Below are 26,640 nucleotides of genomic sequence, written 5' to 3'. Positions count from 1 at the left end.
TGTTGATGAAAATTTGCGCCTGGTGATAATTTGAGCGGCCACCTTCAATCGGCGGCATGCATAAGGGGAGAGCTCGATGGCGCGAACTGACAAGATGAAACTTGGGACCTTCGTCTACACTTTCGGCTTTCATCCGGCCTCGTGGCTGCATCCGGCCAGCGATGTCGGCGGCGCCAATGACTTCGCCCATCTGCTCGATGTCGCTAAACGATCCGAGGCGGCCAAGTTCGATTTCATGTTCATGGCGGATTCTCCGGCTGCCGCAGTCGGTGATCCGAATGCGCTTGCCCGTATTCCGACCAAGATGAATCGCTTCGAACCCCTCTCACTGCTATCAGCATTGGCCGTCACGACCAGCAATCTCGGTCTCGTTGCGACGGTGTCGACAAGTTATTACGAGCCATACAATGTCGCCCGCCTGTTCGCCTCGATTGACCATCTGAGCAACGGGCGCGTCTGCTGGAACGTCGTCACCTCCGACCATGACGAAACCGGCTACAACTTCAATCGCGAGGGACTTGATCCGCACGCGCTACGCTATGAGCGCGGCAACGAATTCGTCGATGTCGTTTTCGGCCTTTGGGACAGCTTCGAGGAAGGTGCTCTGCTTCTCGACCGCGAAAGCGGTGTCTATTATGACAAGGACAAGCACCACACACTCAATCACAAAGGCAAGCATTTCCAGGTCCGCGGACCCCTCAACATTGCGCGAACGCCCCAGGGCCGTCCCGTCATCGCCCAGGCCGGCGGTTCGGAACCCGGAATGGACATGGCGGCGCGCGCTGCCGAGATCGTCTTCAGCCTCGCGTCGAATATCGAGCGGAACAGGGCCTTCTACGAAAACGTCAAGAGCCGCATGCCGGCCTATGGGCGCAATGCCGACGACCTAAAGATCATGCCGGGCATCGTTCTCAACGTCGGTGAAACGGAAGCCGAGGCAAAGGCGAAGGTCGATTATTTGATCGACAAGATGCATCCTGATGTCGGCCGGTTGATGCTTTCCGAATTCCTGGAAGCGGACTTGCGCGACGTGCCGCTCGATAAGCCCTTCCCCATGGATCGACTTCCGGCGGCGCCGAAGGGGTCACGCGCCTTGTTCGACGAATTGGTCGGTTTCGTCAGGAGCGGCCATACCGTCGGCGAGCTCATCCGGCACTATGCCGAGAAGCATACCGGAAATGGCATTACAGGCACGCCCACCCAGATCGCCGACTTTATGGAGGAATGGTTCGAGACGCGGGCCGCCGATGGCTTTATACTGATGTTCCCGACCCTGCCGTCCAGCCTCGACGATTTCGTGAGGCTCGTGCTGCCCGAGCTTCGCCGCCGCGGTCTGTTCCGCGAGGAATATGAGGGAAGGACCCTGCGCGAAAACCTCGGTCTTTCAATGCCGGCAAATCGCTTTGCCGAAACGCGGACGCCGGCCCGATGAGTGCCGCGGCTTTGATCAGCGAAGCAGATTTCAAGCTTTCGATGCGTCATCTGGCGGGTGCAGTCAGCGTGATCACGGTCGGCGACGGAAAAAACCACACCGGCTTCACCGCAACCTCGGTCTCTTCATTTTCGGCGGAGGTGCCCTCGGTCATCGTCAGTGTCAACCGCGCATCTTCCTCGTGGCCGATATTGCAGCGGTACGGCTGTTTCTGTGTCAACGTGCTCGCAGCCGACCAGCAGCAGGTGGCGCAATCCTTTGCAGGTTTCGACGGACGCAAGGGCATCGAACGCTTCGGTAATGCCGGATGGTATCGCCTCAGGACTGGCGCGCCCGTTCTCGAAAACGCTCTTACCGTGCTGGACTGCAAGCTCGAAACGGCATTCCACCATCATTCCCATGCGATTCTGATCGGACATATTGGCGCTGTCCAAGTCCGACAAGGCATAGGGCCGCTCATCTATTGGCACGGTGGCTATCGTGAACTCCGGCGGAGGTCGATTGCCGCGTTCTAGCGGAGCCGCTCCGACAATAGCCCTATCGAGGCAACATCCGCATTGGCAAAGGCAAGTCTGAGGTAATGCTCTTGTCTCTCGCCGAAATAGGCGCCCGGCAAACAGACGATGCCTGATTCCCTGGCGAGTCTTTCGGCGACCTCTGAAGATGATCGATCGGCGAAAGGGTGGCGGACGAAGGCGAAATAGGCGCCGATCGCTCCTATTTCCCAATCATGCAAGCTGGAAAAGACCAGCTTTAACGCATCCGCCCGGCGCGCGATTTCCACCCGGTTGCCGGCCCGCCAATCGGCAAGCGCGGGGATAGCCGATGCAACGGCGATCTGAGCCGAGCGCGGTGCGCAGATCTGCATATTGTCCATCACCTTGGCGATCTCGGCGACGAGCTTGGGTCCTGCCGTGATGGCACCCAGCCTGTGGCCGGGGATGCAAAAGGATTTCGAAAAACTGTAAAGAAGGACGACCGTGTCCTCCCATCCCGGCTCGGACAGGAGTGAGTGCGGCCGGCCGTAATCCTCGCCCAGGAAATCGCGATAGGTTTCATCAAGGATCAGCCAGGTGCCATACTTCCGGCAAAGAACAAAAAGCTCGTGCAGCAGGCTTGGCGGATATACCGCTCCGGTGGGATTGCTGGGTGAGACGACTGCCAGCACCTTGGCGCCGGCAGCAAGTGCTGCTTCGGTCGAACTCGGATCAGGCAGAAAACCGCTGGCAGGATCGCACTCAACCAATCGACGTCCGATCCCCAGCATCGACAGCGTCGTATCGTGATTGAAATAGAAGGGATTGGTGAGAGCCACCGTGTCGCCCGCGCCAGCAAGGGCGATCGCCGCGCACATGAACGCCTGATTGCAGCCGGCGGTAATGTGGATATTCCCTTCGGAAAGGTCGGCGCCGTAAAGCGCGGCGAGATGTGCTGCATAGGCCTTGCGTAACACGGGCTCGCCTTCGATCGGACCGTAGCCTGTCATCGCCTGCTGTCCGGCCGCCTCGGCAAGCAGGCGAAGCATCTCCGGATGGGCGGCATAGCCGGGTACGGCTTGCGATAGATCGATGAGCGGCCCCTTGTTTCCTTTATATTCGCGGCTCCAGGCAATGACGGAAGGAATGGGCGGGGCCGAGAGTCGGGAAACACGTAAATTGGGTTTTGCAGCGATCATGTCGATTTCTCTTTGATGGCAATTGCTACAACGATACCAATTACCTTCTCAACCCCTTTGTCGGCTGACGGAACAGAAGCGGAGACATATGCGCATGGCGTGGGACAAAAACCGACTCGAACAGTTGCGCGCAGATTTCGCGGACGCCAATGGTGGTGAGATATTCGATGAGAAGTTTCGGAAAGTGGCGGAGAAGATCATCTCCAAGAACGGCACGAGACTGAATCGCAGATTGCCTGGTAGGGCGTTCGCCATCGCAATGCCTTGAGGTGCTTGGCACAGTTATAGGCTGTGACGAAGGCAAGGACATGGGCTTTCAGGCTTTCGAGATTAACGCGACGCTACCCAGTCGTGCCAATCGCTTTCGCTGCCGTTGAACACATTGAGGTCGATCTTGCCGTCGACGCCGTCGGAGAGGCCGGAGCCGGAATACTGCCAGAACACCCACTTGCGGCCGGGATAGACCTTGGAGGGGTGAGCGGCTACCGAGCGCAGCCAGAAGGGATAGTCAAGCATCTGGCCCTTCAGATTGTCGCGATAGAAGTCCGGCGCCGTGTAGATGATCGGGCGCTGGCCGTAATGCCGCTCGAGCTTGTCCATGAAGACCTGCATCTTTTCCCGGACGCGAGCGGGGGAGATGCGCCGCTTGCAGCTCGATTCACCGTTCCACTCGACGTCGATGACGGGCGGGAGGGCGTTGGCTTCCTTCGGAACGTTGCGGATGAACCAGTCGGCCTGTTCGCCGGCTGTCCGGCACCAGTAGAAGAAGTGATAGGCGCCATGTTTCAGCCCGGCTTCCTTGGCGCGGCGCCAATTCTTCTTAAACATCGGGTCGAGGTGATCGCCGCCGTCCGTCGCCTTGATGTAGACGAAGTTGGCGCCCTGCTGGCGCAAAGTCTCCCAGTCGATCTCGCCCTGCCAGCGCGACACGTCGACGCCATGCACGGCAAGCTTTCTCGGCGAAGTTCTGCCGAAGTTGATCGGTTTGGCATCGCGGAAGCGGTGGCTATAGATTCGCGAGCGTTTGGGGGAATTCGGGCCGGCGTCAGGATCGACATCCGGGGCATCGGGCATCAGCATCGCGACAGGCCTTTCCGTCGGCATCGGCATGCCGACCGGCCTGTCGGCAGGCGCGAGCGCTTGCGGCTCCGGAACGGGCCCTGTCCAGCTCAGCGCCTGCTGCGGCGGGCTTGCCTGTGGCGCAGGGTCGCCGACAGCAGCAGCCGGTATCGGGCCGTTCGGTTTGGTGATCGCATTGGTCGTTTCTGCCGACGGCACAGGGGTGAGCACATCTTCGGCGCCCGAGCTTGCGGCGCATCCCGACAGGATCAGGGTGGCGAGGAGGATTGCTGGCAATGCCGATGGACGCATGAGAACCTGCACGCAAAACAAAGGTCGACGGCAACATTCCCGATGAAGAAAAACCGCCCATTTCGAATTGCTAACAGAGACTTGCTAAGAAAGGTTAAATTTGAACCCTGTGCCTCGCAGGGCTGTGTCAGGGATGGCACGAGCGGTGCATGGAAGGCCGAAGTGTCGGCAGCCCCTCCCGAATTCGTCGGGAAGGGCTTACCAAGTCATGTCATTCCGCCGCTTCGGCGTAGCTTTCCACCGGCGGGCAGGTGCAGATGAGGTTGCGGTCGCCATAGACGTTGTCGACGCGGTTGACAGGTGACCAGTATTTGTCGACGCGGAAGGCGCCGGGTGGGAAGCAGGCCTGCTCCCGGCTGTAGGGGCGATCCCATTCGCCAACGAGGTCTTCGACGGTGTGCGGCGCGTTTTTCAGCGGGTTATTGGCCTTGTCCATGCGTCCTTCCTCAATGGCGCGGGCTTCCTCGCGGATCGCCAGCATCGCCTCGCAGAAGCGGTCGAGCTCGGCCTTGGTCTCGCTTTCCGTCGGCTCGATCATCAGCGTGCCTGATACCGGCCAGCTCATGGTCGGTGCGTGGAAGCCGCAGTCGATCAGGCGCTTGGCGACGTCGTCGACGGTCACGCCTGCGCTGTCGACCAGTGGACGCGTGTCGATGATGCATTCATGCGCGACGCGCCCGGTCTTCGACTTATAGAGCACGTCATAAGCGCCCTTCAGCCGGGTGGCGATGTAGTTGGCGTTGAGGATCGCCACCTTGGTCGCCTGGGTCAGGCCTTCGCCGCCCATCATCAGGCAGTAGCTCCAGGAGATCGGCAGGATCGAGGCCGAGCCGAAGGCCGCCGCCGATACGGCACCCGGCCGCCCATCGGTTTCCGGATGACCCGGGAGGTAGGGCGCCAGGTGCGCCTTGACGCCGATCGGGCCCATGCCGGGGCCGCCGCCGCCATGCGGGATGCAGAAGGTCTTGTGCAGGTTGAGGTGCGACACGTCGGAGCCGATGTCACCGGGGCGGGACAGGCCGACCATGGCGTTCATGTTGGCGCCGTCGAGATAGACCTGGCCGCCGTGCTGATGCACGAGATCGCAGATTTCCTTGACTGTCTCCTCGAACACGCCGTGCGTCGAGGGATAGGTGATCATGCAGCAGGAGAGGTTTGCTGCGTGCTCTTCAGCCTTGGCGCGGAAGTCGTCCATGTCGATGTCGCCGTTCTCACGGACCTTGACGACGACAACCTTCATGCCGACCATCTGGGCGGAAGCGGGGTTGGTGCCGTGTGCCGATGTCGGAATCAGGCAGACGTCGCGATGACCGTCGCCATTGGCGATATGATAGTTGCGGATCGTCAGCAGGCCGGCATATTCGCCTTGCGCGCCGGAATTCGGCTGCATCGAGAAGGCGTCGTAGCCGGTGACGGCGCAGAGCTTTCCCGTGAGGTCATCCAGCATCTCGCGATAGCCGAGCGCCTGGTCCGATGGCACGAAGGGATGGATATCGGAAAATTCCGGCCAGGTGATCGACAGCATTTCCGCCGTCGCATTGAGCTTCATCGTGCAGGAGCCGAGCGGGATCATCGCGCGGTCGAGCGCGAGGTCACGGTCGGAGAGCCGCCGGATGTACCGCGTCATCTCGCTTTCAGCCCGGTTCATGTGGAAGATCGGGTGGGTGAGATAATCGCTGGTCCTGAGGAGGTCCTTCGGCAGGCGGTAGGAAGGCTCGAAATCCGCGACGGCGAAATTGCCGCCGAAGGCGCGCCATACCGCTTCGAGTGTCGCGGGCCGCGTGCGCTCGTCGAGGCTCATGCCGATCTTCGTTTCGCCGACCTTGCGCAGATTGACGCCTTCGGCGACGGCAGCGCGTAGGATCAGGCCCTGCATATGGCCGACATCGACAGTGATCGTATCGAAGAAGCTTTCCGGCTCGACCTTGTAGCCGAGCTTCTCCAGGCCCTTGGCCATCAGCACGGCCTTCTGGTGCACCTGCTGGGCGATCGCCTTGATGCCCTTCGGGCCGTGGAAGACCGCATACATCGAGGCCATGACAGCAAGCAGCACCTGGGCGGTGCAGATGTTGGAAGTCGCTTTCTCCCGGCGGATGTGCTGTTCGCGGGTCTGCAGCGACAGTCGATAGGCGCGGTTGCCGCGAGCATCGACGGAAACGCCGACGAGGCGGCCGGGCATGGAGCGTTTGATGGCGTCCTTGACCGCCATATAGGCGGCGTGCGGACCGCCGTAGCCGACCGGAACGCCAAAACGCTGCGAAGAGCCGACGGCGATATCGGCGCCCATCTCGCCCGGCGATTTCAGCAGCGTCAGCGCGAGAATATCGGCGGCAACGATTGCGATGGCGCCAGCCTGGTGCAGGCGCGCAATCAGGCCGGTGAAGTCATGCAGGTGACCGTGCGTGCCGGGATATTGGAAGATCGCGCCAAAGACGTCGACGGGATCGAGATCGGTGAAGGGATTGCCGACGATGACCTGCCAGCCAAGCGGCTCGGCACGGGTGCGAATGAGGGCGATGGTCTGCGGATGGCAATCGGCATCGACGAAGAAGGCTTTCGACTTCGACTTCGAAACGCGCTCGGCCATCGCCATGCCTTCGGCGGCGGCGGTCGCCTCGTCAAGCAGCGAGGCGTTGGCGACGTCGAGGCCGGTCAAGTCGCAGATCATCGTCTGATAGTTGAGCAGCGCTTCGAGACGGCCTTGGCTGATCTCAGGCTGATAGGGCGTATAGGCCGTGTACCAGGCGGGGTTTTCCAGAATATTGCGCTGAATGACCGGCGGCGTGATCGTGCCGTAGTAGCCCTGGCCGATCAACGAGACCAGCACCTTGTTCTTGTTTGCCGTCTCGCGCAGCTTGTCGAGCGCTTCGCGCTCGGTCATCGGCGCGCCCCAGACGAGCGGCGCCTTCTGACGGATGGCGGGCGGCAGCGTCGCGTCGATCAGGCCGTCGAGGCTGTCATAGCCGATCACCTTCAGCATCTCGGTCATCTCGGTCGGCGAGGGGCCGATGTGACGGCGATTGGCGAAATCGTAGGGCTGATAATCGGTGAACTGGAATTCGGTCGGCGTCGTCATTACGCGGTGAGCTCCTTGTAGGCGGCCTCATCGAGCAGACCATCGGCATCGGCGGGGTTCTTGAGCTTCAGCTTGAAGAACCAGCCGGTGCCTTGAGGGTCGGAGTTGATGAGCGAGGGGTCGGCGACGATCGCCTCGTTGACCGCGGTGATCTCGCCATCGAGCGGACAATAGACCTCGGAGGCCGCCTTGACGGATTCAACGGTCGCCGCGTCGTCGTTCTTGGCGAAGCTCTTGCCCACTTCAGGCAGTTCGACGAAGACAAGATCGCCCAGCTGTTCGACGGCATAAGTGGTGATGCCGACGGTTGCGACATCGCCGTCAAGTTCGAGCCATTCATGTTCAGCGGTAAATTTCAGCATGGAAATATCCTCTCGGGAAACAGGGTTTCAGCGTTTGTAGGTCGGCTTGACGAAGGGTAGGGCGGAGACGGTGACCGGCAGGAACTTGCCGCGCACCTCGGCGTAGACAAGGGTCCCTACGGTGGAATGGGAGACGGGCACGTAGCCCATAGCGACGGGACCTTCGACGCTGGGGCCGAAGCCGCCCGACGTGACTTCACCGATTTCGACCTTGCCCTCGGCATCGGCGTAGAGCTTGGCATGGCCGCGCACCGGCGCCTTGCCCTCCGGCTTGAGGCCGACACGGCGGCGGGCGGCGCCGTTTTCGAGTTCGGAGAGGATGCGGCCGGAGCCCGGAAAGCCGCCGGCGCGTGCGCCGCCGGTGCGGCGTGCTTTCTGCATCGCCCATTCGAGCGCTGCCTCGACCGGCGAGGTGGTGGTGTCGATATCGTTGCCGTAAAGGCAGAGGCCGGCTTCCAGACGCAGGGAGTCACGGGCGCCGAGGCCGATCGCCTGGACGTCCGGATGTTCGAGCAACCGCATAGCGACATCTTCGGCCTTGTCGGCCGGGACGGAAATTTCGAAGCCGTCCTCGCCACTATAGCCGGAGCGCGAAACCAGGCAGGAAACGTCGTGCAGCCGGCAGTGGCGTACATCCATGAATTTCATCGCCGCGACGTCGGCCCAGAGCTCGGCGAGAACCTCGACGGCGCGCGGTCCCTGCAGCGCGATCAAGGCGCGGTTCAGAAGCGTGATGTCGCACTGGTCGCCGATGTGGGTCTGCAGATGGGCCAGATCGGCCTCCTTGCAGGCGGCGTTGACGACAACGAAAAGGTGGTCGTCGACGTGTGTGATCATCAGATCATCGAGGATGCCGCCGGTGTCGTCGGTAAAGAAGCCGTAACGCTGGCGGCCGGCCGGGAGCCCGAGAATATCGACCGGCACCAGGCTTTCCAGCGCCAGCGCCGCATCCTCATAGCTGCCCGACTTCGCCTTCACGATGACCTGGCCCATGTGGGAGACATCGAAGAGGCCAGCCTCGGCGCGGGTATGAAGATGTTCCTTCATGACGCCCGCCGGATATTGCACTGGCATGTCGTAACCAGCAAACGGCACCATGCGGGCGCCGAGCGAAAGATGCAGGGCATGCAGCGGGGTTTTCTTGAGGGCAGCAGTATCGTCCAAACGACGCCTCCGGGGTTTGCGCCTCTTATTAAGGCGCGGGCTCAAATCTGAAGGCGCGGCTGCGCGCTTCTCTCCTGAGCCCCCTCTGTCCCTTTGCCTGAGATTGTTATCCCTTCGGCGAGCGTTTCGAAAACGCTTCTCTCCAGAGTTCCGTCTGCCCCCTTGCTGGTCCTTTGGCCTGAGAGTTTCCGGGGCGGTTGCTCCTTCGGCACCGGTGGCAGAAGCACCGGATTCTCCCAACAGGGTTGGCCGCAATTATCCGGCGGGCGCAGCGCTTGGCAAGGCCAAATGTCGTGACCTGACAAATTTTTGTCGCCAAAGTCAGGGAAGGGCGCGATCTGCGGCAAATCTGCTTTTGCATTCGGCTGGGAAAACGGCTATCGCGACATGCTGTTGAAGGGGATCTCATGCGGCAGACAGGACTGAAAGCGACGCTCTTCCTGCGCATGCTTTGCGCCTTGGGCTTGCTTTTGCTCGGATTCGCCCATCAAGCGCCGCAGGCTGTCGCTTCCGATGGTTATGATGCCGCGGCCTACGTGCTACCCGACGGCAGCTTTGCCTCGCTCTGCGTCACCGTGAAGGAGGCCGAAGGCAAGACTGTCGGCTTCAAGCCGAATTGCGAAGCCTGCCGGCTGTCTGCATCGGTGATCCTGCCGACGCCGGATGCGGGTTGGTGGCTGGAGCGAAAGCTCGCCTCGCTGATCAACCCGCCGATCGGGACTTCAGCCGTTGCCGCTGTCAGTACTGTAGACCGGCCGAATTCGCGCGGGCCTCCGGCCCTCATCTGATCTGCCTCCGCAACCTATACGCAAAATGCCGGTTCGCCCGAAGAAGTTCGCGGCCGGCGAGGAGATATCGATGAAAACAATCAAGACTTTCGCGCTTGCCGCGCTTCTTTCCGCAACTGCCTTCGCAGGCGCCGAGGCGCATGTCACCTTCCTCGACAAGGAGGCGAAGCTCGACAGCACCATTCTTGCGACGCTGCAGGTGCCGCACGGCTGCGATGGCAAGGCGACCACGGAAGTGCGGGTCAAACTGCCGCAAGGCTTCGTCTTCGCCAAGCCGCAGCCGAAGGCCGGCTGGGAACTCGAGGTAATCAAGGGCGACTACGAGAAGAGCTACGACAATCACGGCGACAAGGTGAAGACGGGCGCCATCGAGATCCGCTGGAAGAACGGCAATCTCTCCGATGATTTCTACGATACCTTCGTCATCCAGGGCAAGGTGTCGGGCGTCGAAGCCGGCAGCTCGCTTGCCTTTCCGGTGACGCAGCTGTGCGGCGATAAGGTCACGGCCTGGGATCAGGTGGCTGGAGAAGGCGGCGATCCGCACGCGCTGAAAAGCCTGGCGCCGCTCCTGAAGGTCGTTGCCGGTGATGATCATGGCCACGACCATGACGATATGGCCGGGATGAACATGTCCGGAATGTCCGCCATGCCCGGCATGGACATGTCGGCAGCAATGCCAGCCGGCGACACAGTCAAGGCCGGCGACCTCGAAATCTCCGGCGCCTTCGCCAAAGCGATGCTGCCCGGCCAGCCGGTCGGCGGCGGCTTTTTCACGGTGAAGAACAACGGCAAGATGGATGATCGCCTGCTCTCCATCAGCTCGCCCGCGGCGGGCGAGGTTCAGATCCACGAGATGGCTACCAAGGACAATGTCATGCGGATGCGCCAGCTGAAGGATGGCATCGCCATTGCCGCGGGCGAAACGGTCAAGCTCGAGCCCGGCGGCCTGCATCTGATGTTTCAGAAGGTGAAGACGCCATTTAAACAGGGTGACACGGTGCCGGTGACGCTGAGCTTCGAGAAAGCTGGCAAGGTCGATCTGGTGCTGCAGGTGCTGTCGGCCCAGGGCAAGTAGGGCCGGCCGATTCACACAGAGAGCCTGCGGTTGCGATTACAGCTGCGGGCTTTCTATTCGAAGCGGCTTGTCTGTTAGACATCCTCGTAGGATTGCAGCGCCTGCCGCAGGCCTGTCTGTGGTTGCTGGTTGCCCTTTGCCATCAGGTCGAGCGCCACCTCCGTCGACTGGATGATGCTGGAAGGCTCCTCGGCCTGATCGGACGCCCCGCCGTTCAATTGCCGGTCAGCGATGCGCTTTGCATCACGCGCCGCCGTGCTCGTAGCGACGCGCTGGGGGATCCTCAGCGATTCGAAGGCAATGGCGGCGGTGTTGGCCGATATGGACAGGAGCTGCGTCATGCCGTCACGATATTCGCATGGTCTTGGTGCTATCGTAACAAAATCATTGGCATTTTACCGAGTGGCAAGAATTCGCGCGGTTCCATTGGAGTCGTCGCCGAACTGAGGTAAATCCGGCTTATGATTCAGGCTTTCCTTGTCGCGCTGGGCGGCGCAATCGGTTCCGTCCTCAGATATTATGTCGGCCAATGGGCGCTAAAGCTCATGGGGCCGGCCTTTCCCTGGGGCACTCTTGCCGTCAATGTCGTCGGCTGCTTCGTCATCGGTGTCTTCGCCGAACTGGTCGCGCGGAAGTTCAACGCATCGATGGAACTGCGCCTGCTGCTGATCACCGGCTTTCTCGGCGGCTTCACCACCTTCTCTGCTTTCTCGCTCGATGCCATCTCGCTCTTCGAGCGCGGCGAGGCTGTCGCCGGCGGCCTCTACATAGCAGCGAGCGTCGGCCTTTCGATGGCGGCCGTGTTCGCGGGCCTCGCCATCATGCGCGCTTTGGTCTGATTCCGGTTTCCGTTTTGCATGAAAATGCTCTAAGGCTGCGGCAAGAACGCCGGCTTGGCCCGCGCTGCAATTTCCGAAAGACTATTCATGGCTGGCATAGAACATATCAAGGTTGAAGCCGACGAGGCGGGCATGCGGCTCGATCGCTGGTTCAAGGTGCATTTTCCCGGGCTGGGCTTCGGGCCGCTGCAGAAGCTGCTGCGCTCCGGCCAGATACGCGTCGACGGCGGACGGGTGAAATCGGACGCACGCGTGCAGCCCGGCCAGACGGTACGCGTGCCGCCGCTCGATGTCGACGCCAAGCTGAAAACCGGGCCGATCGCCGGCAAGGATCTCAAACATTCCACGGATTTCGACCTCCTGTCACGCATGGTGCTGCACGAGGACGAAAAGGTGATTGTCCTCAACAAACCGCCCGGCCTTGCCGTCCAGGGCGGCTCCGGCGTCGCCAGGCATATCGACCAGATGCTGGAGGCCTGGACCAGCCCGAAGGGCGAGAAGCCGCGGCTCGTCCACCGCCTCGACCGCGATACGTCAGGCGTGCTCGTCATCGCCCGTACCCGGGGTGCGGCACAGAAGCTGACCGCCGCCTTCCGCGAGCGTGATACGAAGAAGACCTATTGGTCTCTGGTCAAAGGCGTGCCGCGCAAGCGTGAGGACAAGATTTCGACCTGGCTCGTCAAAGAGCCGACCGCTGATGGCGACCGCATGCGCATCGCCAAGCATGGCGAAGACGGCGCCGATCATGCCGTGTCCTACTACCGCATCGTCGAGACGGCGGCGCAACGTCTCGCCTGGCTGGAGATGGAGCCCTATACAGGGCGCACGCACCAGCTGCGTGTCCATGCCTTGCATATCGGCCATCCCATCATCGGCGATCCCAAATATTTCGACGACGATCCGAACTGGGATTTTCCCGGCGGTATCCAGAAGCGGCTGCACCTGCACGCCCGCCATATCGACATCCCGCATCCCTCAGGGGGGCGCCTGCGCGTCACCGCGCCTCTGCCGCCGCATATGGTGCAGAGCTGGAACCTGCTCGGCTTCGATGAAAATTCGGCTCCCATCCTGGACGACCAAGAATGAAACTTGCGCTTTTTGATTGCGACGGCACCTTGGTCGACAGTGCCGGGCTTATCCATGAAACCATGCGGCGCACCTTCGAGAAGTTCGGCAAGGCTGAGCCGCGATTTGAGGACACCAAGGCCATTATCGGCCTGTCGCTGGATATCGCCATTGCCCGCATGCAGGGCAAGCCGCACGTCGGGCAGGAAGACGTCGAGATGACGGCGCATTACAAATCGCTGTTTACCATCGTGCGTCAGGATCTCGACTACCGGGAGCCGCTGTTTGCCGGAATCCGCGAGATGATCGATGCGATCAGCGGCCGCGAGGATCTGCTGATCGGGGCGGTGACGGGTAAATCCCGCCGCGGTTTGAAGCTCGTAATGGACACGCACGGCTTCGACAGGCATTTCGTCGTTGCGCGCACCGCCGACGACTGCCCCTCCAAGCCGCATCCGGCAATGGTGACGGAATGTTGCGACGAAACCGGGATGAATGCCGCCGATACCATTGTCATTGGCGATGCGGTTTACGATATGCAGATGGCAAAGGCTGCCGGCGCAAAAGCGATCGGTGTTGCCTGGGGCTATGCCAGCGTGGATGAACTGATCGCCAACGGCGCCGATGCGATCGCCTATCATCCGAACGAGATATTGCGCCATTTTTCTTGAGGTGAGCCCATGCGCGATCTGCTGAACGATCTTTCCGAGGGTCTGAGCCATCCCGATCCCATCCGTCGGGCGCAGATCCAGATGAAGAAGCCGCTGCCGAAGCGTTTCTATACCGACGTGGCGGTCGCCGATCACGAGGGCAGCTTCGCGATCACGCTCGACGGCAAGTCGGTGCGCACGCCGGCACGTCAGGTTCTTGCCGTTCCCACAGAGGCGCTCGCACAGCTTGTCGCCGCCGAATGGCGTGGGCAGGGCGAGGAAATCGATCCGGTCACCATGCCGGTGACCCGGCTGGTCAACACCGCGCTCGATGGCGTGGCAACCAATACGCAGGCCATCTTCGAAGACATTCTCCGCTTTTCCTCGAGCGACCTCATCTGCTACCGCGCCGACACGCCGGAGCTGTTGGTCGAGCGCCAGAGGGAGCATTGGGACCCGGTAATCGACTGGGCCGCCCACGATCTCGGCGCCCGTTTCATCCTCGTCGAAGGGGTGATGCCTCACGAACAGCCGCGAGAGGCGACCGCGGCCTTCGCCGTGACACTGGCGCGGCATCAGAGTCCCATGGCGCTCGCTGCCCTCCATACGGTCACGACGCTGACCGGCTCGGCGATCCTGGCGCTCGCGTTTGCCGAGGGCCGGCTGACGGCGGAGGAGGCGTGGTCGCTTGCTCATCTCGACGAAGACTGGACGATCGAGCATTGGGGGCGGGACGAGGAAGCCGAGGAGCGAAGAGCCAAGCGCTTCGCCGAGTTCAAGGCGGCAGCGGATGTTTTTTTCGCCCTAAGCACCTGAAACATATTGCCTTCCCAGACATTATGGCGAAATCTGCGACTCCAACGGGGTGGTGCGGGATTTTGCGATGGATTGGCTGAGGTCGAGTTTTTGCCGGACCGTGCTCGTCTGTATTGCGCTGACGGCCTGCGGCAGCCTCTCGGCCAACAAGCCGAAGGCACCGCTCTATGATGTGCGCAGCGCTGTCGTTCTCTCCGGCCCGAACATCCCCGCCGAGCTGCTTGCCGGGATCAACGACCGCGTCAATGCCGCAATCAATGCAACGCTGCGCGACACCGTGCTGCCGCGGGTGGTGCTGACAATTCGCGTGGTTTCGATTGAGAAGGGACTCGGTTTCCAAAAGGACCGCAACGTCGCCAAAATCAGGGTTGATGCGGCTTCGGTCGACGACGGCTCGGTGATTGCCGTCAGCGCCTTCGACGTAACCAGTATGGCCGCCGACCCGAAACTTGCCGACGACATCATGGCCGAGGACGTCGCTGCACGGATCCGCTCGGTTTTCTCGCTCAGCGGACGCAGCCGCTAGCGCATATCGACCGCGAGAGCGGCGAGGGGAGATCGCATGAAGGAAATTCTTGAAGAACTGGAACGCCGCCGCGGCATCGCGCGTCTCGGCGGTGGCAAGGAGCGGATCGATGCTCAGCACAAGCGCGGCAAGCTGACGGCGCGCGAGCGCATCGACCTCTTCCTCGACGAGGGCACCTTCGAAGAGTTCGACATGTTCGTGGAGCACCGCTCCACCGATTTCGGCATGGATAAGAGCCGTATCGCCGGCGACGGCGTCGTCAGCGGGTGGGGCACGGTCAACGGCCGCACGGTCTTCGTCTTCGCCAAGGACTTCACCGTCTTCGGTGGCTCGCTTTCGGAAGCGCATGCCGAGAAGATCATGAAGGTGCAGGACATGGCGCTGAAGAACCGCGCGCCGATCGTCGGCATCTACGATGCCGGCGGCGCCCGCATCCAGGAAGGGGTCGCCGCGCTTGGCGGTTATGCCGAAGTCTTCCAGCGCAATGTGCTTGCCTCGGGCGTCATTCCGCAGATCTCGGTGATCATGGGCCCCTGCGCCGGCGGCGACGTCTATTCGCCTGCGATGACCGATTTCATCTTCATGGTGCGCGACACCTCCTACATGTTCGTCACCGGTCCCGATGTGGTGAAGACCGTGACCAACGAGACGGTGACAGCTGAGGAGCTTGGCGGCGCTACGGTGCACACGACACGCTCATCGATCGCCGACGGCGCCTATGAGAATGATGTCGATACGCTGTTGCAGGTGCGCCGGCTGATCGATTTCCTGCCGCTTTCGAACACGTCGCCGTTGCCGGAGATCGAATGTTACCAATCGGTGACCGAGACCGATGCGTCGCTCGATACGCTGGTGCCGGCGAGCGCCAACAAGCCTTACGATATCAAGGAGCTGATCCGGAAGGTGGCGGACGAGGGGGATTTCTTTGAGATCCAGGAGAGCTTCGCCAAAAACATCGTCTGCGGCTTCGGCCGCGTCGAGGGCTCCACCGTCGGTTTCGTCGCCAACCAGCCGATGGTGCTGGCCGGCGTGCTCGACAGCGACGCCTCGCGTAAGGCGGCGCGCTTCGTGCGCTTCTGCGACTGCTTCAACATTCCGATCGTCACCTTCGTCGACGTGCCGGGTTTTCTGCCGGGCACGGCACAGGAATATGGCGGCCTTATCAAGCATGGCGCCAAGCTGCTCTTCGCCTACGCGGAGGCGACGGTGCCGAAGCTCACCGTCATCACCAGGAAAGCCTTTGGTGGCGCCTATGACGTGATGGCCTCAAAACATTTGCGGGGGGACCTGAATTATGCCTGGCCGACGGCGCAGATCGCCGTGATGGGCGCCAAGGGCGCGGTCGAGATCATCTTCCGCAAGGATATTGCCGATCCGGAGAAGATCGCCGCCCATACGAAAATGTACGAGGACAGGTTCCTGTCGCCCTTCGTCGCTGCCGAGCGCGGTTATGTGGACGAGGTGATCATGCCGCATTCGACCCGGCGGCGGCTGGCGCGCGGCCTGAAGATGCTGCGCAACAAGGATCTCGCCAATCCCTGGAAAAAACACGACAACATCCCGCTCTGATATCTGGCCGCGTTGCCTGCTGTCGAAAAAGTGAACGGCCGTCAGCGATCCGTGTGTTCAATCGTGGCCGGAGACGGGCTAACGCTCGGCTGCAATTTCTTTAATGGAGAGGTTTAATGTCAATTTTCGAGCGTCTTTCCGCCTATCGCCCCTATGGGCTAGCCGCTCTCAGAATCATCACCGCGCTGCTGTTTATCGAGCACGGCACCATGAAGCTTTTCGGCTTTCCGGCGTCACAAATGTCAGGTTCGCTGCCGCCGCTGATGTTGTTTGCGGCCCTTCTGGAACTGGTCGGTGGCATCCTCATTCTCGTCGGCCTGCTGACGCGGCCTGTGGCCTTCCTGCTGGCGGGCGAAATGGCGGTTGCCTATTTCATGGCGCATGCACCCAACAGCTTCTTCCCGGCCGTCAACCAGGGTGACGCGGCAATCCTGTTCTGCTTCGTCTTCCTTTACCTGTTCTTCTCCGGTCCCGGCGCCCTTGCCGTCGATAACCGGAAGACGGCTTGAAATGAACATTGTTTGCGGGGCGTTTCGGCGCCCCGCAGCGTTTCGGAATCAGGCGGTGAGCTTGAGGCCGGTGATGCCGGCGACGATCAGTGCAATACAGGCAAGACGGGAGACACTTGCCCCATCGCCGAGCAGCCAAATGCCCAGGAGCACGGTGCCGACCGTGCCGATGCCGGTCCACACCGCATAAGCGGTGCCGATCGGCAGGTACTTCACCGCCAGGCCGAGCAGGACGACGCTCACCACCATGGAAATGACGGTCAGCGCCGTCGGCAGCGGCCGCGTGAAACCCGCGGTGTATTTAAGGCCGATCGCCCAGCCACATTCGAAAAGGCCAGCGAGAAAAAGCAGAAACCAGGCCATACACCTCTCCTTGTTCAAGAGCGAGGCCGTCCCCGCGACGGTTGCATCCTCAGGACGCCGCAGTCGTCTGCGATAGTGCCTATATCAGTGAGGGAACGGCTGTCTTCAAGGTAGGAATCGGCATGGCTGCCATGCCACCCGTTTCTTGCCGGCCGCCAGAGAGGTCATGACTGGCCGCCGGCCTCGGCGGAAAGGCTCTTGGCACGGCGGCAGAGGCGGTCGAAAGTTTCGAGGAATCGCGAGCGGTCTTTCGGGCTGAAGGCGGCGTTGTAACCTTTGCTTTCCCCGGTTTCGCGCAAATGCGCACCGAGATCGCGCATGGCGCTCGCCATGCCGATATTAGTCTCGTCGAAGACACGCCCGGTCGGACCGCTGACGAAGGCGCCGGCGGCGACGCAGCGCACTGCAAGCGGCACGTCGGCGGTAACGACGACGTCGCCGGCGCCGGCGCGCTCGGCGATCCAGTTATCGGCGGCATCGAAGGCATTGGAGACGATGACGTTGTGGACCATCGGGTCGCGGGACGGGCGCAGGCCGGAATTGGCGACGAACGTGACTTCGAGGCAGTGGCGTTCGGCAACCTTCAGGATCTCCGGCTTCACCGGGCAGGCATCGGCGTCGACATAGATCATGGCGGTGTCCTCATGCCATCTGAATGGCCGGCCGTCTGACCATATCGATATGGGGAATGCCGTCTTCCAGATATTCCTGCGACGTCCCGACAAAGCCGAAGGATTCGTAGAAGCGGCGCAGATGGGCCTGCGCTGACAAGGCAATCGGATTTGCCGGATAACGCCGCTCACAGGCGGTGATCGATTCACGCATCAATGCGTCGCCCAGACGTTTGCCGCGATGGGCAGGCGAGACGACGACGCGGCCGATCTTGGACGGGTCCTGCGGCTCATGCGGTTTGAGGATCCGCGCCGCCGCCAGGAGGTCACCGCCCTCCAGCAGTCTGAGATGCAGGGCATCGATGTCCTTGCCGTCGAGTTCCGGATAGGGACAGTTCTGCTCGACGACGAAGACATCGACCCGCATTCGCAGGAGGTCGTAGAGCTCCCGCGCGGGGAGCTCATCGAGAGTCCTCAGATCGACCCGGTAGCTTGCTGCAGGCATCAGTAGACCACCACGCCGCGGATGCTTTCGCCCCTGTGCATCAGGTCGAAGCCCTTGTTGATGTCTTCGAGCGGCATGGTGTGGGTGATCATCGGATCGATCTGGATCTTGCCCTGCATGTACCAGTCGACGATCTTCGGCACGTCGGTACGGCCGCGCGCGCCGCCGAAGGCAGTGCCCATCCAGTTGCGACCGGTCACCAGCTGGAACGGACGTGTCGAGATCTCCTGGCCGGCGCCGGCCACGCCGATGATGACCGATTTGCCCCAGCCGCGATGGCTGGCCTCCAGCGCCTGGCGCATCACCTTGGTGTTGCCGGTGCAGTCGAAGGTGTAGTCGGCGCCACCGATCAGGTCGCCGCCCCGCTTGGTCATGTTGACCAGATAGGGCACGATGTCGTCGCCGACCTCCTTCGGATTGACGAAATGCGTCATGCCGAACTTCTCGCCCCAGGCCTTGCGATCCGGATTGATATCGACGCCGATGATCATGTCGGCGCCGGCAAGCCGCAGGCCCTGAATGACGTTCAGGCCGATGCCGCCGAGGCCGAAGACGATCGCCGTCGATCCGACCTCGACCTTGGCGGTGTTGATGACGGCGCCGATGCCGGTGGTGACGCCGCAGCCGATGTAGCAGACCTTGTCGAAGGGCGCGTCGGGGTTGATCTTGGCGAGCGCGATCTCCGGCAGCACCGTGTAATTGGCGAAGGTCGAGCAGCCCATATAGTGATGGATCTTATCCTTGCCGATCGAAAAGCGCGAGGTGCCGTCCGGCATCACGCCCTGGCCCTGGGTGGCGCGGATGGCGGTGCAGAGATTGGTCTTGCGCGATGTGCAGGAATAACATTCACGGCATTCCGGCGTGTAAAGCGGAATGACATGGTCGCCCTTCTTGACCGAGGTCACGCCCGGGCCGACATCGACGACGATGCCGGCGCCCTCATGGCCGAGGATGGCAGGAAACAGGCCTTCCGGATCGGCGCCCGACAGGGTGAAATCGTCGGTGTGGCAGATGCCCGTCGCCTTGACCTCCACCAGCACTTCGCCAGCCTTCGGCCCCTCCAGTTGCACGGTCATCACTTCAAGCGGTTTTCCAGCCTGAACGGCTACGGCGGCGCGAACGTCCATCTTCCTATCTCCTGCTAATTTGTCGGTTCCCAACTGCTTGCATCGGCCAAGCTTGACATGGCTGGCGAGCAGGGCTCAAGCGAATTCCATGATGACGGCGTCGACGGCCAGGCTTTCGCCGGCGGCGGCATTGATCTTCGAGACGACGAGATCGCGCTCGGCGCGCAAGACGTTTTCCATCTTCATCGCCTCGACGATCGCAAGCGTCTCACCGGCCTTGACCTCCTGACCCTCGGCGACGGCGATGGACACGACCAGGCCGGGCATCGGGCAGAGCAGGAGCCTAGAGGTATCCGGCGGCAGCTTCACCGGCATCAGCCTGTCGAGTTCCGCATGGCGCGGCGAAAAGACCTTGGCGATCAGCGACAGTCCCTGCCAGTTGATGCGCAGGCCGTTGAGGACTGGGCGGATCTGCGCGGCAATATCCTGGTCGCCGACCCTGCCGCTCCAGACCGGATCGCCCGGTCTCCAATCGGTGACAACGCTCCGGCTTTCACCCTCGATCTCCATCTCCATATCGAAAGGAATAGTGACGAGGCCATCGAGCAATCTGACAGCGACGTAGCTGTCTCCTGTTTTGACCACCCAATGCTCCCGCAGTGTGGCCGATGCGGCGCGCAGGCGATCGGCGAAACGTTCGCGGCGGTTCGCTTCGATGAGCGAGGCAGACAGCACGATTGCGGAAAGCATGGCTTCCTCCTGCCGGTCCGGCTTCATCGGCGCGAAACCGTCAGGATATTCCTCGGCAATGAAGCCAGTGGAAAGCCGGCCCTCGCGCCAACGCGGATGTTTCATCAGCGCCGACAGGAAGGGAACATTGTGCTCGATGCCGTCGACGACGAAGCCGTCCAGCGCCCGACCCATGGCCTCGATCGCTTCGCTGCGCGTCGGCGCCCAGGTGCAGAGCTTGGCGATCATCGGGTCGTAATACATCGAGATCTCGGCGCCCTCGTAGACGCCGGTATCGTTGCGGACGACAATGTTGCCGGTCCTTGCTTCGGCCGGAGGCCGGTAGCGTGTCAGGCGGCCGATCGAAGGCAGGAAGTTGCGGTATGGATCTTCGGCATAGAGCCGGCTTTCGATCGCCCAGCCGTCCAGTCTGACATCCTCCTGGCTGAAGCTGAGCGGCTCTCCCGCGGCGATGCGGATCATCTGTTCGACGAGATCAATGCCGGTGATGAGTTCGGTCACCGGATGCTCGACCTGCAGGCGGGTGTTCATTTCGAGGAAATAGAAATTGCGGTCGCGGTCGACGATGAATTCGACGGTGCCGGCGCTCTGGTAATCGACGGCTTTCGCCAGCGCCACCGATTGTTCGCCCATAGCCTTGCGCGTTTTTTCGTCGAGGAAAGGCGAGGGCGCCTCTTCCGCCACCTTCTGGTTCCGCCGCTGGATCGAGCATTCCCGCTCGCCGAGATAGACGACCTTGCCATGCGCATCAGCCAGCACCTGGATCTCGATATGGCGCGGCTCGACGATGAACTTCTCGATGAAGACGCGGTCGTCCCCGAAGGAGCTCTTCGCCTCGGAGCGGGCGCGCTCGAAGCCGTCGCGCACCTCGGCCTCGTTCCAGGCAATGCGCATGCCCTTGCCGCCGCCGCCGGCAGACGCCTTGATCATGACCGGATAGCCGATGCCGCCAGCGATCTTTTCCGCGCGGGCAGCGTCCTCGATGATGCCGAGATGGCCGGGCACGGTGGAGACGCCGGCCGCATTGGCGAACTTCTTCGATTCGATCTTGTCGCCCATCGCCATGATGGCCTTCGGCTTCGGGCCGATGAAGACGATGCCCTGCTTTTCCAGCTCGTCGCAGAAAGAGGCGCGCTCGGAGAGAAATCCGTAACCGGGATGCACCGCCTCGGCGCCGGTCGCCTTGCAGGCGGCGATGATCTTGTCGGCGACCAGGTAGCTTTCCGACGCTGCGGCGGGGCCGATATGGACGGCTTCATCGGCCATTTCGACATGCAGCGCATCCCGATCCGCGTCCGAATAGACCGCAACGGTCGAAATGCCCATGCGGCGCGCGGTCTTGATCACGCGGCAGGCAATCTCGCCGCGATTCGCGATCAGGATTTTCTTGAACATCGAGACTCCACCCAGAAATGCGTTCCGGAGTTTTACGCATAAAACACCGGAACGCACAATTGGGCTTGATACCAGCAGGCGGGAGACGTGAGATTAAGCCGCTTAATGTCAGGCGACGGCCGCTTCCGCGACCGATTCCTCGTCGATGATGCGCAGCCAGCGGCTGCGGGGCGGTTCCGGGCGATCGCGCAGCGTGACCGCGGCCATGATCCCGGCCCAGTGCGGATGGTTGGCGCCCGGCAGCGTTGCCTGCTCGATCTGGTGGAGGACGCCATATTCGGGCGGCGACACGGCGATCACCCCGTCTGCGGCGATGCCTCTGAAGATGCGCATCGCAAAATCGACGTCCTGGCGTGTGATGTTCTTGTGGTCGACGGCGCGCGACAGCTTATAGCCGCCGATGCCGTCTGTAATCGCCAGGCGAAGCTGGTCGAGGGCAAGCGCTCTCAATTCACCCGGGACATCGGCTGAAATCTCCATGACGTGAAGAATGAGCTCAAGCTCCAGCGCCGAGTTGACGATGCCGTCGGTCGTGAACATGCGCATGATCCAGGCAACGTTGATTTCATCAAGCGAGCCCTGCGGATAGGTGTAATGGACGATGAAACCGGCGATCTGCTCTACGAAGAAAGCGTTCCACTCGGCACATTTTTCGGGGCAGGAATTGTTGAGCGCCAACATTGCAACGACATCCTGGGACGTCCGGATGCCTTCGGGGAAAGCATGTTTGCGCAGCAGCACGATATCTTCGGCCATCAGCCGATGCTTGCCGGCCACGACACAGGCCGGAAAAGCGAGACGGAATTCGCTCATGTTTTAACTCCAGGCTTCATCATGAAGCCGGAGACAGTTTTAGCGACTGCGAATTGACGATCCCTCAAGAAGGGGGGTTAACCGCCTGCTGCGCGAATCACGAAGATTTTAGCGATCGCGCCTGCAGCCGCTCTCGCCAGATGATGAAGAGGCCGGATGCGACGATGATGAAAATGCCCATCCATTTGGAGAAATTCGGGAAATCATTGAACAGCGCATAGCCGAGCACTGTGGCCGAGATGATCTCGAAATATTGGAACGGGGCAAGCAGCGACAGCGGTGCAAGCCGGAACGCTCGCACCACCAGCATGTGCGCATATCCTGAGATCGAGCCGAGGGCGAGAAGCAGCGCAAGGCCGAGGCCGGAGGAGGGCAGGGATATGGCGAAGTCCCCATTGCCGGCGCTGCTGCCGACGAGAAGGGCGGCCGCCATGAAGATCGTTCCGCCGATGCCGGCCATCGTCTGCATGGTGAGCGGCGAATCAGCCTCGCCGATCGCGCGATTGAGGAAAAGGTAGAGCGAGAAGAGAAAGGCGCAGGCTACCGGCAGCAGCGCCTTCAGGCCGAAAATCTCGTAACTCGGCTGGATGACGATCATGGCGCCGCCGAAACCGACAGCGATCGCCATCCAGCGGCGCCAGCCGACCTTCTCTCCAAGGAACAGGGCCGACATGGCGGTCAGCATGAAAGGCTCGACGAAATAGATGGCAAATACGTCGGCCAGCGGCATGTATTTGACGGCGACAAAAAACAGCAGGCTCGCTCCCCCGTGCAACACGCCGCGCAGCAGATTCATCCACGGCCGCTTTGCGGAAAGCGCCCTGCGTCCAAAAACAGCAAAGAGAATCGGCAGGGTGCAGGCGATCTGGAAGAAGAAGCGATAGAAGGTGACCTGACCCGGCGACATCGCCTCAAAGGTCGCCATATATTTGGCGATGGCATCCATGGTGGGCAGAATGAACATGGCGCCGGACATGATTGCCAAGCCCTGCAGGGAATTTTGATGGGGCTTTGACATGGCTGCCGATTCTTATGGGAACAGTGCCCATCAATCACGGGAAAGGCGGGCAAATCAAGCCCGTGAAACCCCGCAAACGGTCAGGAGTCATTGACCGTTTCACCAAAAACCGTCTCGAAAGCGGCGCGCAGCCGGATGTCCACATCCGCCATCATGAGGGGAAGGCCGAGATCGACGAGGCTGGTGACGCCATAGGCAGATATCCCGCAGGGCACGATGCCGCTGAAATGATCGAGATCGGGATCGACGTTGAGCGACAGGCCGTGGAAGGTCACCCATTTGCGCAGCCGGATGCCGAGGGCGGCAATCTTGTCTTCAGCCATCGTGCCGTCTGGCAGCAACGGCTTTTCCGGGCGGCGCACCCAGACGCCGACACGATCCTCGCGGCGCTCGCCGCGCACGTTCATCATGTCGAGCGTACGGATGACGACCTCCTCGAGCGCGGCGACAAAGGCGCGTACATCCTGGCGCCTGCGCTTCAGGTCGAGCATGACATAGGCGACGCGCTGACCGGGTCCGTGATAGGTATATTCACCGCCGCGTCCCGTCGCAAAGACCGGAAAGCGATCCGGCTGGACGAGGTCGCCCGCATTGGCGCTGGTGCCGGCAGTATAGAGCGGCGGATGTTCCACGAGCCAGACAAGCTCGTCGCCGCCTTCTCCGATCGCCGCCACCTCGCGCTCCATCGTCTCCACCGCCGCCTCATAGGCAACGAGTCCATCGGCGATGCGCCAGCGCACCGGGCGGGTGCCGAGTTTCGGGAGCATGGAGAATTCGAGATCGGTGCGAAGCATGGCCATTCCTTGCCGCCTGTCCCAAATGCCTGACGAAACAGGGGCGGCAGGAGACCTATATGGACCCGTTTTCCGGCCAATTCAAATGCCGTGAAAGGTTTTCAAAAAAACTGTCATATCGCCCTTGTGCACCCCAAATGCTTTTGCTACATGCTGCCCCGCCGAAGCAAATCGGCACCTACCACGATGCGGTCGTGGCGGAATTGGTAGACGCGCAGCGTTGAGGTCGCTGTGGGGCAACCCGTGGAAGTTCGAGTCTTCTCGACCGCACCATCCCTATCAGGGAAACGTTCGCCGAGCGATAATTTCGGCATCCCTTGATCAGCCCGTGCCTATGATCGCTGCCGTTTCTGCAAAGGATCGGCAAAGCATAAGGGCATTGAGCAAACCATGCGAAAAACGATTCGGTTCTTCGGGCGACTCGCTCGAACTGCGAGATGTTGGGCGGTGGTTTAACCTATTATTAGTTCGACGAATACATAAGACGCTACAATTTCATATCTGCGGAAGTCTTGGGGATGATGGAAAAGAAAGAGGCGGCAGGCTGGTCATTCCTCGATACATATTTCGTCCTCGACATTATCGAGAAGGTGCTCCTGGGCTATCTCTTCGTTGCGATCGTTATGCGTGTCATGCCCCAGATGCAGGACAATCGGGCGATCATTGACTGTTTGTTGCTGATTTCGGAAGGAGCCGCCGCCTTTCTGATCCTGACGCGCCGGCCTACTCGGAACGCATCTTTGCGCCTCTTCGACTGGGCGTTCACCGCGATCGGGACGCTCTTCCCGCTGCTGGTCAGGCCTTCGGCAGCGGTGCCGTTCGCACCGCTCTGGTTCTGTTTTCTGGCAATGTTGCTGGGTTTCCTGCTGCAGATATCCGCAAAGCTGGTATTGCGGCGAAGCTTCGGCCTGGTGCCGGCAAATCGCGGCGTGAAGATCGGCGGGCCCTACAGGTTGATCCGCCATCCGATGTACGCAGGTTATCTGCTGACGCATGTCGGCTTCTTCCTGGCCCATCCGAGCTTTTGGAATTTTGCCATTTATGCCACGGCACTTGCCGCACAGTGTCTACGCCTTCTTGCGGAAGAGCGCCTGCTCAGGGAGGATCCTGTTTACGCGGCCTTCATGGCTACGACCCGCTACCGGCTCCTTCCATTGGTGTTCTGAAGCCAGACAGATCCCTGTTTAGAATGAAGGGGCCGATTCTCCGGCCCCTTATTTATCGGATCAATGCGTTGCGCGGCAGGCTTCTGTGCGCGAGGCGCCGCTGTCGGCACCTTTGGTATGGGAGCCGCTCGGGCCGACCATGCTATGGCACGGGGGGAGGGGCTTGATGCTTGCAGTCGCGGTCCTGTCAATCGCCGGTTTTGTCATGGCAACCGGGGCGAAGCCGTCGCTGTCATTGGTGTAATCGCTGGAATAGGCCGGAGCCTTGTGGTTGTTACTATAGTGCACGGGGGCAGGCGGCGCCATCTTGGAGGGCGCAAAGCCATCACTGTCGTTGGTATAATCATCGGAATAAGTCGGCTGAGCGAAGGCAGAGCCTGCAAGGCTGACGGCAAACAGGGATGCGGCGAAGGCAAATTTGATGCGCATGGTTCTTCTCCTCAATCTGTTGTTGTATTCAACAACATAAACCATCCCCGGCGGAGAAGATTTCGCGCGTCAATTGCGGCAATATTGTGAACTGAAGCCGGTCGCTTCATTGCCTTTTGTTCAAATGAAATCACGGTGTTGTTAACGAATTTGACGTTTCCGTTACGGCAATCGCCGAACAAAATAGACTGCAAGCTCTTGCTCCTGCTACAATCGGAAATTGTTAACTTTTGGTAATGTCCGGAACCAACAGGAGGCGGTGCGCCGCCTCCTGGCGGGTCGTTGATGCGGGTCTTTTCAGTCTTCGTTCGGGATATGCGCGTCAACCCCGGTCAGCTGCAGCTTGTTGCGGACATGGTGAACGCCGTCGACCGAGAGCGCGCCGAGCTCGACCTTGCGGGCAATGCCGATGGTCTCGACCGAGCCTTCGAGGGTGATGACATGACCGTCGGCATGAACCTCGATACTGTTGATATCGACCTCGGGAATGTTTTCGAGAGCGTCGTTCACCCGCGCCTCGAGCTCGTCGCTTTCGTCGCGATCGATCATACCGGCGCGTAACGAATCCTTGAGGCGATTCTCGTTGCCGTCTTGGTCTGTGCCATCGACTCGGAAACCTGTGTTGGGATCGCTGTCGAAATTTGCGGCAGTCTCGCCATACGGACGGTTTGCCGGGTCGCTGCCAGCGGTGCCATCGGCATAGGGCCAGCCGTCGTCGAGATTGCGTTCTTCGAGGTCGCGATAATCTTCTTCACGGGAAAGCTCGGGGGCCTCGCGTGAAATCGGGGTCTTGTCACCGATCCTTGCCATTG

Annotated in this window: 27 protein-coding genes, 1 tRNA gene, 3 pseudogenes and 2 riboswitches; of the genes and pseudogenes, 14 read left to right on the top strand and 17 right to left on the bottom strand. The window is 61.1% G+C overall.

Annotated features, from left to right (window positions below; genetic code table 11):
• Window positions 1-76 precede the first annotated feature (76 nt).
• Complete coding sequence (locus tag NXC14_RS11675) at window positions 77-1,432, top strand: LLM class flavin-dependent oxidoreductase (RefSeq protein ID WP_085778278.1); 1,356 nt, start codon at window positions 77-79, stop codon at window positions 1,430-1,432.
• Window positions 1,429-1,967 (top strand): annotated as a pseudogene (locus NXC14_RS11670) (flavin reductase family protein). Before NXC14_RS11675 ends, NXC14_RS11670 begins: the two are co-directional and overlap by 4 nt.
• On the opposite strand, the gene NXC14_RS11665 reads toward NXC14_RS11670, so the two are convergent.
• Window positions 1,944-3,107 carry an aminotransferase gene (locus NXC14_RS11665; RefSeq protein WP_085778277.1) on the bottom strand — a complete coding sequence of 388 codons (1,164 nt, stop codon included), beginning with the start codon at window positions 3,105-3,107 and terminating at the stop codon, window positions 1,944-1,946. The pseudogene NXC14_RS11670 and the gene NXC14_RS11665 sit on opposite strands and share 24 nt — an antisense overlap.
• A 94-nt stretch (window positions 3,108-3,201) precedes the next feature.
• Here NXC14_RS11665 and NXC14_RS11660 point away from each other — a divergent pair.
• Window positions 3,202-3,330, top strand: a pseudogene (locus NXC14_RS11660) (agmatinase); the annotation flags it as partial.
• Between the two features lie 7 nt (window positions 3,331-3,337).
• On the opposite strand, the pseudogene NXC14_RS33355 reads toward NXC14_RS11660, so the two are convergent.
• From NXC14_RS33355 to gcvT, 5 genes and pseudogenes are all read right to left on the bottom strand, one after another.
• A pseudogene (locus tag NXC14_RS33355) lies at window positions 3,338-3,439 on the bottom strand (IS481 family transposase); the annotation flags it as partial.
• On the bottom strand, window positions 3,438-4,478 hold the full coding sequence (locus tag NXC14_RS11655) for a GH25 family lysozyme (protein WP_085778275.1): 1,041 nt from the start codon (window positions 4,476-4,478) through the stop codon (window positions 3,438-3,440). The pseudogene NXC14_RS33355 and the gene NXC14_RS11655, both read right to left, overlap by 2 nt.
• Window positions 4,479-4,689: 211 nt before the next feature.
• Window positions 4,690-7,554, bottom strand: a complete 2,865-nt coding sequence (gcvP, locus tag NXC14_RS11650; RefSeq protein WP_085778274.1) for an aminomethyl-transferring glycine dehydrogenase — start codon at window positions 7,552-7,554, stop codon at window positions 4,690-4,692.
• Window positions 7,554-7,916 (bottom strand): glycine cleavage system protein GcvH, encoded by a 363-nt coding sequence (gene gcvH, locus NXC14_RS11645; protein ID WP_085778273.1) that lies wholly within the window; start codon window positions 7,914-7,916, stop codon window positions 7,554-7,556. Before gcvH ends, gcvP begins: the two co-directional genes overlap by 1 nt.
• 27 nt (window positions 7,917-7,943) lie before the next feature.
• Window positions 7,944-9,080, bottom strand: coding sequence for a glycine cleavage system aminomethyltransferase GcvT (gene gcvT, locus NXC14_RS11640; protein ID WP_085778272.1), 1,137 nt, complete (start codon window positions 9,078-9,080; stop codon window positions 7,944-7,946).
• 75 nt (window positions 9,081-9,155) lie between these two features.
• Window positions 9,156-9,236: riboswitch (glycine riboswitch) on the bottom strand.
• A riboswitch (glycine riboswitch) is annotated at window positions 9,237-9,329 on the bottom strand.
• Between the two features lie 158 nt (window positions 9,330-9,487).
• Between gcvT and NXC14_RS11635 the strand changes: the two genes are divergently transcribed.
• Together NXC14_RS11635 and NXC14_RS11630 are read left to right on the top strand one after the other, a co-directional pair.
• A complete protein-coding gene (locus tag NXC14_RS11635) occupies window positions 9,488-9,868 on the top strand; it encodes a hypothetical protein (protein WP_085778271.1) in 381 nt (126 codons plus the stop codon).
• 70 nt (window positions 9,869-9,938) lie between these two features.
• Complete coding sequence (locus tag NXC14_RS11630; protein ID WP_085780078.1) at window positions 9,939-10,943, top strand: copper chaperone PCu(A)C; 1,005 nt, start codon at window positions 9,939-9,941, stop codon at window positions 10,941-10,943.
• A 74-nt stretch (window positions 10,944-11,017) separates the two neighbouring features.
• Here NXC14_RS11630 and NXC14_RS11625 read toward each other — a convergent pair whose 3' ends face one another.
• The gene (locus tag NXC14_RS11625) at window positions 11,018-11,284 is read right to left on the bottom strand and encodes a hypothetical protein (protein ID WP_085778270.1); all 267 of its coding nucleotides are present in this window, start codon (window positions 11,282-11,284) and stop codon (window positions 11,018-11,020) included.
• Window positions 11,285-11,404: 120 nt separating this feature from the next.
• Between NXC14_RS11625 and crcB the strand changes: the two genes are divergently transcribed.
• The 7 genes from crcB (at window position 11,405) to NXC14_RS11590 (ending at window position 16,917) form a co-directional block, all read left to right on the top strand.
• The gene (gene crcB, locus NXC14_RS11620) at window positions 11,405-11,782 is read left to right on the top strand and encodes a fluoride efflux transporter CrcB (RefSeq protein ID WP_085778269.1); all 378 of its coding nucleotides are present in this window, start codon (window positions 11,405-11,407) and stop codon (window positions 11,780-11,782) included.
• Window positions 11,783-11,869: 87 nt separating this feature from the next.
• Entirely contained in the window at window positions 11,870-12,868 is a 999-nt protein-coding gene (locus tag NXC14_RS11615; protein ID WP_085778268.1) for an RluA family pseudouridine synthase, read from the top strand.
• On the top strand, window positions 12,865-13,518 hold the full coding sequence (locus tag NXC14_RS11610) for an HAD-IA family hydrolase (RefSeq protein WP_085778267.1): 654 nt from the start codon (window positions 12,865-12,867) through the stop codon (window positions 13,516-13,518). The genes NXC14_RS11615 and NXC14_RS11610 overlap by 4 nt, the downstream gene beginning before the upstream one ends.
• 9 nt (window positions 13,519-13,527) lie before the next feature.
• On the top strand, window positions 13,528-14,313 hold the full coding sequence (locus NXC14_RS11605) for an ATP12 family chaperone protein (protein ID WP_085778266.1): 786 nt from the start codon (window positions 13,528-13,530) through the stop codon (window positions 14,311-14,313).
• Window positions 14,314-14,380: 67 nt separating this feature from the next.
• Window positions 14,381-14,839 (top strand): hypothetical protein, encoded by a 459-nt coding sequence (locus NXC14_RS11600; RefSeq protein ID WP_085778265.1) that lies wholly within the window; start codon window positions 14,381-14,383, stop codon window positions 14,837-14,839.
• A gap of 36 nt (window positions 14,840-14,875) precedes the next feature.
• Window positions 14,876-16,408, top strand: coding sequence for an acyl-CoA carboxylase subunit beta (locus NXC14_RS11595; RefSeq protein WP_085778264.1), 1,533 nt, complete (start codon window positions 14,876-14,878; stop codon window positions 16,406-16,408).
• Window positions 16,409-16,524: 116 nt separating this feature from the next.
• Window positions 16,525-16,917 (top strand): DoxX family protein, encoded by a 393-nt coding sequence (locus NXC14_RS11590; protein WP_085778263.1) that lies wholly within the window; start codon window positions 16,525-16,527, stop codon window positions 16,915-16,917.
• A gap of 48 nt (window positions 16,918-16,965) precedes the next feature.
• On the opposite strand, the gene sugE is transcribed toward NXC14_RS11590, so the two are convergent.
• The 8 genes from sugE to lipB all read right to left on the bottom strand — a co-directional run bounded on the left by sugE (window position 16,966) and on the right by lipB (window position 24,239).
• Window positions 16,966-17,280: a quaternary ammonium compound efflux SMR transporter SugE gene (gene sugE, locus NXC14_RS11585; RefSeq protein WP_085778262.1), complete on the bottom strand. Its 315-nt coding sequence runs from the start codon at window positions 17,278-17,280 to the stop codon at window positions 16,966-16,968.
• Between the two features lie 164 nt (window positions 17,281-17,444).
• Window positions 17,445-17,912 carry a YaiI/YqxD family protein gene (locus tag NXC14_RS11580; protein WP_085778261.1) on the bottom strand — a complete coding sequence of 156 codons (468 nt, stop codon included), beginning with the start codon at window positions 17,910-17,912 and terminating at the stop codon, window positions 17,445-17,447.
• Window positions 17,913-17,922: 10 nt separating this feature from the next.
• Entirely contained in the window at window positions 17,923-18,396 is a 474-nt protein-coding gene (locus tag NXC14_RS11575) for a GNAT family N-acetyltransferase (protein WP_085778260.1), read from the bottom strand.
• Window positions 18,396-19,523, bottom strand: coding sequence for an S-(hydroxymethyl)glutathione dehydrogenase/class III alcohol dehydrogenase (locus NXC14_RS11570; protein ID WP_085778259.1), 1,128 nt, complete (start codon window positions 19,521-19,523; stop codon window positions 18,396-18,398). The genes NXC14_RS11575 and NXC14_RS11570 overlap by 1 nt, the downstream gene beginning before the upstream one ends.
• A 75-nt stretch (window positions 19,524-19,598) precedes the next feature.
• Window positions 19,599-21,608, bottom strand: coding sequence for an acetyl/propionyl/methylcrotonyl-CoA carboxylase subunit alpha (locus NXC14_RS11565; protein WP_085778258.1), 2,010 nt, complete (start codon window positions 21,606-21,608; stop codon window positions 19,599-19,601).
• A gap of 108 nt (window positions 21,609-21,716) precedes the next feature.
• Window positions 21,717-22,421, bottom strand: a complete 705-nt coding sequence (locus NXC14_RS11560; protein ID WP_085778257.1) for a hypothetical protein — start codon at window positions 22,419-22,421, stop codon at window positions 21,717-21,719.
• A gap of 97 nt (window positions 22,422-22,518) precedes the next feature.
• Entirely contained in the window at window positions 22,519-23,439 is a 921-nt protein-coding gene (locus NXC14_RS11555; RefSeq protein ID WP_085778256.1) for a DMT family transporter, read from the bottom strand.
• Between the two features lie 80 nt (window positions 23,440-23,519).
• The gene (gene lipB, locus NXC14_RS11550; protein ID WP_085778255.1) at window positions 23,520-24,239 is read right to left on the bottom strand and encodes a lipoyl(octanoyl) transferase LipB; all 720 of its coding nucleotides are present in this window, start codon (window positions 24,237-24,239) and stop codon (window positions 23,520-23,522) included.
• 182 nt (window positions 24,240-24,421) lie between these two features.
• On the opposite strand from lipB, the gene NXC14_RS11545 reads away from it, so the two are divergent.
• Window positions 24,422-24,506 (top strand) — tRNA-Leu (locus NXC14_RS11545).
• 248 nt (window positions 24,507-24,754) lie between these two features.
• Window positions 24,755-25,399, top strand: coding sequence for a methyltransferase (locus tag NXC14_RS11540; RefSeq protein ID WP_085780077.1), 645 nt, complete (start codon window positions 24,755-24,757; stop codon window positions 25,397-25,399).
• 60 nt (window positions 25,400-25,459) lie between these two features.
• Here the strand turns inward: NXC14_RS11540 and NXC14_RS11535 are convergent, their stop codons facing one another.
• Both NXC14_RS11535 and NXC14_RS11530 read right to left on the bottom strand, forming a co-directional pair.
• Window positions 25,460-25,828, bottom strand: coding sequence for a hypothetical protein (locus tag NXC14_RS11535; protein ID WP_085778254.1), 369 nt, complete (start codon window positions 25,826-25,828; stop codon window positions 25,460-25,462).
• A 297-nt stretch (window positions 25,829-26,125) separates the two neighbouring features.
• A complete protein-coding gene (locus NXC14_RS11530) occupies window positions 26,126-26,638 on the bottom strand; it encodes a BON domain-containing protein (RefSeq protein ID WP_085778253.1) in 513 nt (170 codons plus the stop codon).
• Window positions 26,639-26,640 lie beyond the last annotated feature (2 nt).

This window comes from Rhizobium sp. NXC14, from assembly GCF_002117485.1.
GTDB lineage: Bacteria > Pseudomonadota > Alphaproteobacteria > Rhizobiales > Rhizobiaceae > Rhizobium.
Note: the sequence above shows the minus strand (reverse complement) of the source record. Positions and strands in the feature narration are given on the sequence as shown.

Excerpts from the sequence above, each read along its gene's own strand:
- NXC14_RS11675 (WP_085778278.1), top strand. The coding sequence starts at position 77 with ATGGCGCGAACTGACAAGATGAAACTTGGGACCTTCGTCTACACTTTC.
- NXC14_RS11665 (WP_085778277.1), bottom strand. The coding sequence starts at position 3,107 with ATGATCGCTGCAAAACCCAATTTACGTGTTTCCCGACTCTCGGCCCCG.
- NXC14_RS11655 (WP_085778275.1), bottom strand. The coding sequence starts at position 4,478 with ATGCGTCCATCGGCATTGCCAGCAATCCTCCTCGCCACCCTGATCCTG.
- gcvP (WP_085778274.1), bottom strand. The coding sequence starts at position 7,554 with ATGACGACGCCGACCGAATTCCAGTTCACCGATTATCAGCCCTACGAT.
- gcvH (WP_085778273.1), bottom strand. The coding sequence starts at position 7,916 with ATGCTGAAATTTACCGCTGAACATGAATGGCTCGAACTTGACGGCGAT.
- NXC14_RS11635 (WP_085778271.1), top strand. The coding sequence starts at position 9,488 with ATGCGGCAGACAGGACTGAAAGCGACGCTCTTCCTGCGCATGCTTTGC.
- NXC14_RS11630 (WP_085780078.1), top strand. The coding sequence starts at position 9,939 with ATGAAAACAATCAAGACTTTCGCGCTTGCCGCGCTTCTTTCCGCAACT.
- NXC14_RS11625 (WP_085778270.1), bottom strand. The coding sequence starts at position 11,284 with ATGACGCAGCTCCTGTCCATATCGGCCAACACCGCCGCCATTGCCTTC.
- crcB (WP_085778269.1), top strand. The coding sequence starts at position 11,405 with ATGATTCAGGCTTTCCTTGTCGCGCTGGGCGGCGCAATCGGTTCCGTC.
- NXC14_RS11615 (WP_085778268.1), top strand. The coding sequence starts at position 11,870 with ATGGCTGGCATAGAACATATCAAGGTTGAAGCCGACGAGGCGGGCATG.
- NXC14_RS11610 (WP_085778267.1), top strand. The coding sequence starts at position 12,865 with ATGAAACTTGCGCTTTTTGATTGCGACGGCACCTTGGTCGACAGTGCC.
- NXC14_RS11605 (WP_085778266.1), top strand. The coding sequence starts at position 13,528 with ATGCGCGATCTGCTGAACGATCTTTCCGAGGGTCTGAGCCATCCCGAT.
- NXC14_RS11600 (WP_085778265.1), top strand. The coding sequence starts at position 14,381 with ATGGATTGGCTGAGGTCGAGTTTTTGCCGGACCGTGCTCGTCTGTATT.
- NXC14_RS11595 (WP_085778264.1), top strand. The coding sequence starts at position 14,876 with ATGAAGGAAATTCTTGAAGAACTGGAACGCCGCCGCGGCATCGCGCGT.
- NXC14_RS11590 (WP_085778263.1), top strand. The coding sequence starts at position 16,525 with ATGTCAATTTTCGAGCGTCTTTCCGCCTATCGCCCCTATGGGCTAGCC.
- sugE (WP_085778262.1), bottom strand. The coding sequence starts at position 17,280 with ATGGCCTGGTTTCTGCTTTTTCTCGCTGGCCTTTTCGAATGTGGCTGG.
- NXC14_RS11580 (WP_085778261.1), bottom strand. The coding sequence starts at position 17,912 with ATGATCTATGTCGACGCCGATGCCTGCCCGGTGAAGCCGGAGATCCTG.
- NXC14_RS11575 (WP_085778260.1), bottom strand. The coding sequence starts at position 18,396 with ATGCCTGCAGCAAGCTACCGGGTCGATCTGAGGACTCTCGATGAGCTC.
- NXC14_RS11570 (WP_085778259.1), bottom strand. The coding sequence starts at position 19,523 with ATGGACGTTCGCGCCGCCGTAGCCGTTCAGGCTGGAAAACCGCTTGAA.
- NXC14_RS11565 (WP_085778258.1), bottom strand. The coding sequence starts at position 21,608 with ATGTTCAAGAAAATCCTGATCGCGAATCGCGGCGAGATTGCCTGCCGC.
- NXC14_RS11560 (WP_085778257.1), bottom strand. The coding sequence starts at position 22,421 with ATGAGCGAATTCCGTCTCGCTTTTCCGGCCTGTGTCGTGGCCGGCAAG.
- NXC14_RS11555 (WP_085778256.1), bottom strand. The coding sequence starts at position 23,439 with ATGTCAAAGCCCCATCAAAATTCCCTGCAGGGCTTGGCAATCATGTCC.
- lipB (WP_085778255.1), bottom strand. The coding sequence starts at position 24,239 with ATGGCCATGCTTCGCACCGATCTCGAATTCTCCATGCTCCCGAAACTC.
- NXC14_RS11540 (WP_085780077.1), top strand. The coding sequence starts at position 24,755 with ATGGAAAAGAAAGAGGCGGCAGGCTGGTCATTCCTCGATACATATTTC.
- NXC14_RS11535 (WP_085778254.1), bottom strand. The coding sequence starts at position 25,828 with ATGCGCATCAAATTTGCCTTCGCCGCATCCCTGTTTGCCGTCAGCCTT.
- NXC14_RS11530 (WP_085778253.1), bottom strand. The coding sequence starts at position 26,638 with ATGGCAAGGATCGGTGACAAGACCCCGATTTCACGCGAGGCCCCCGAG.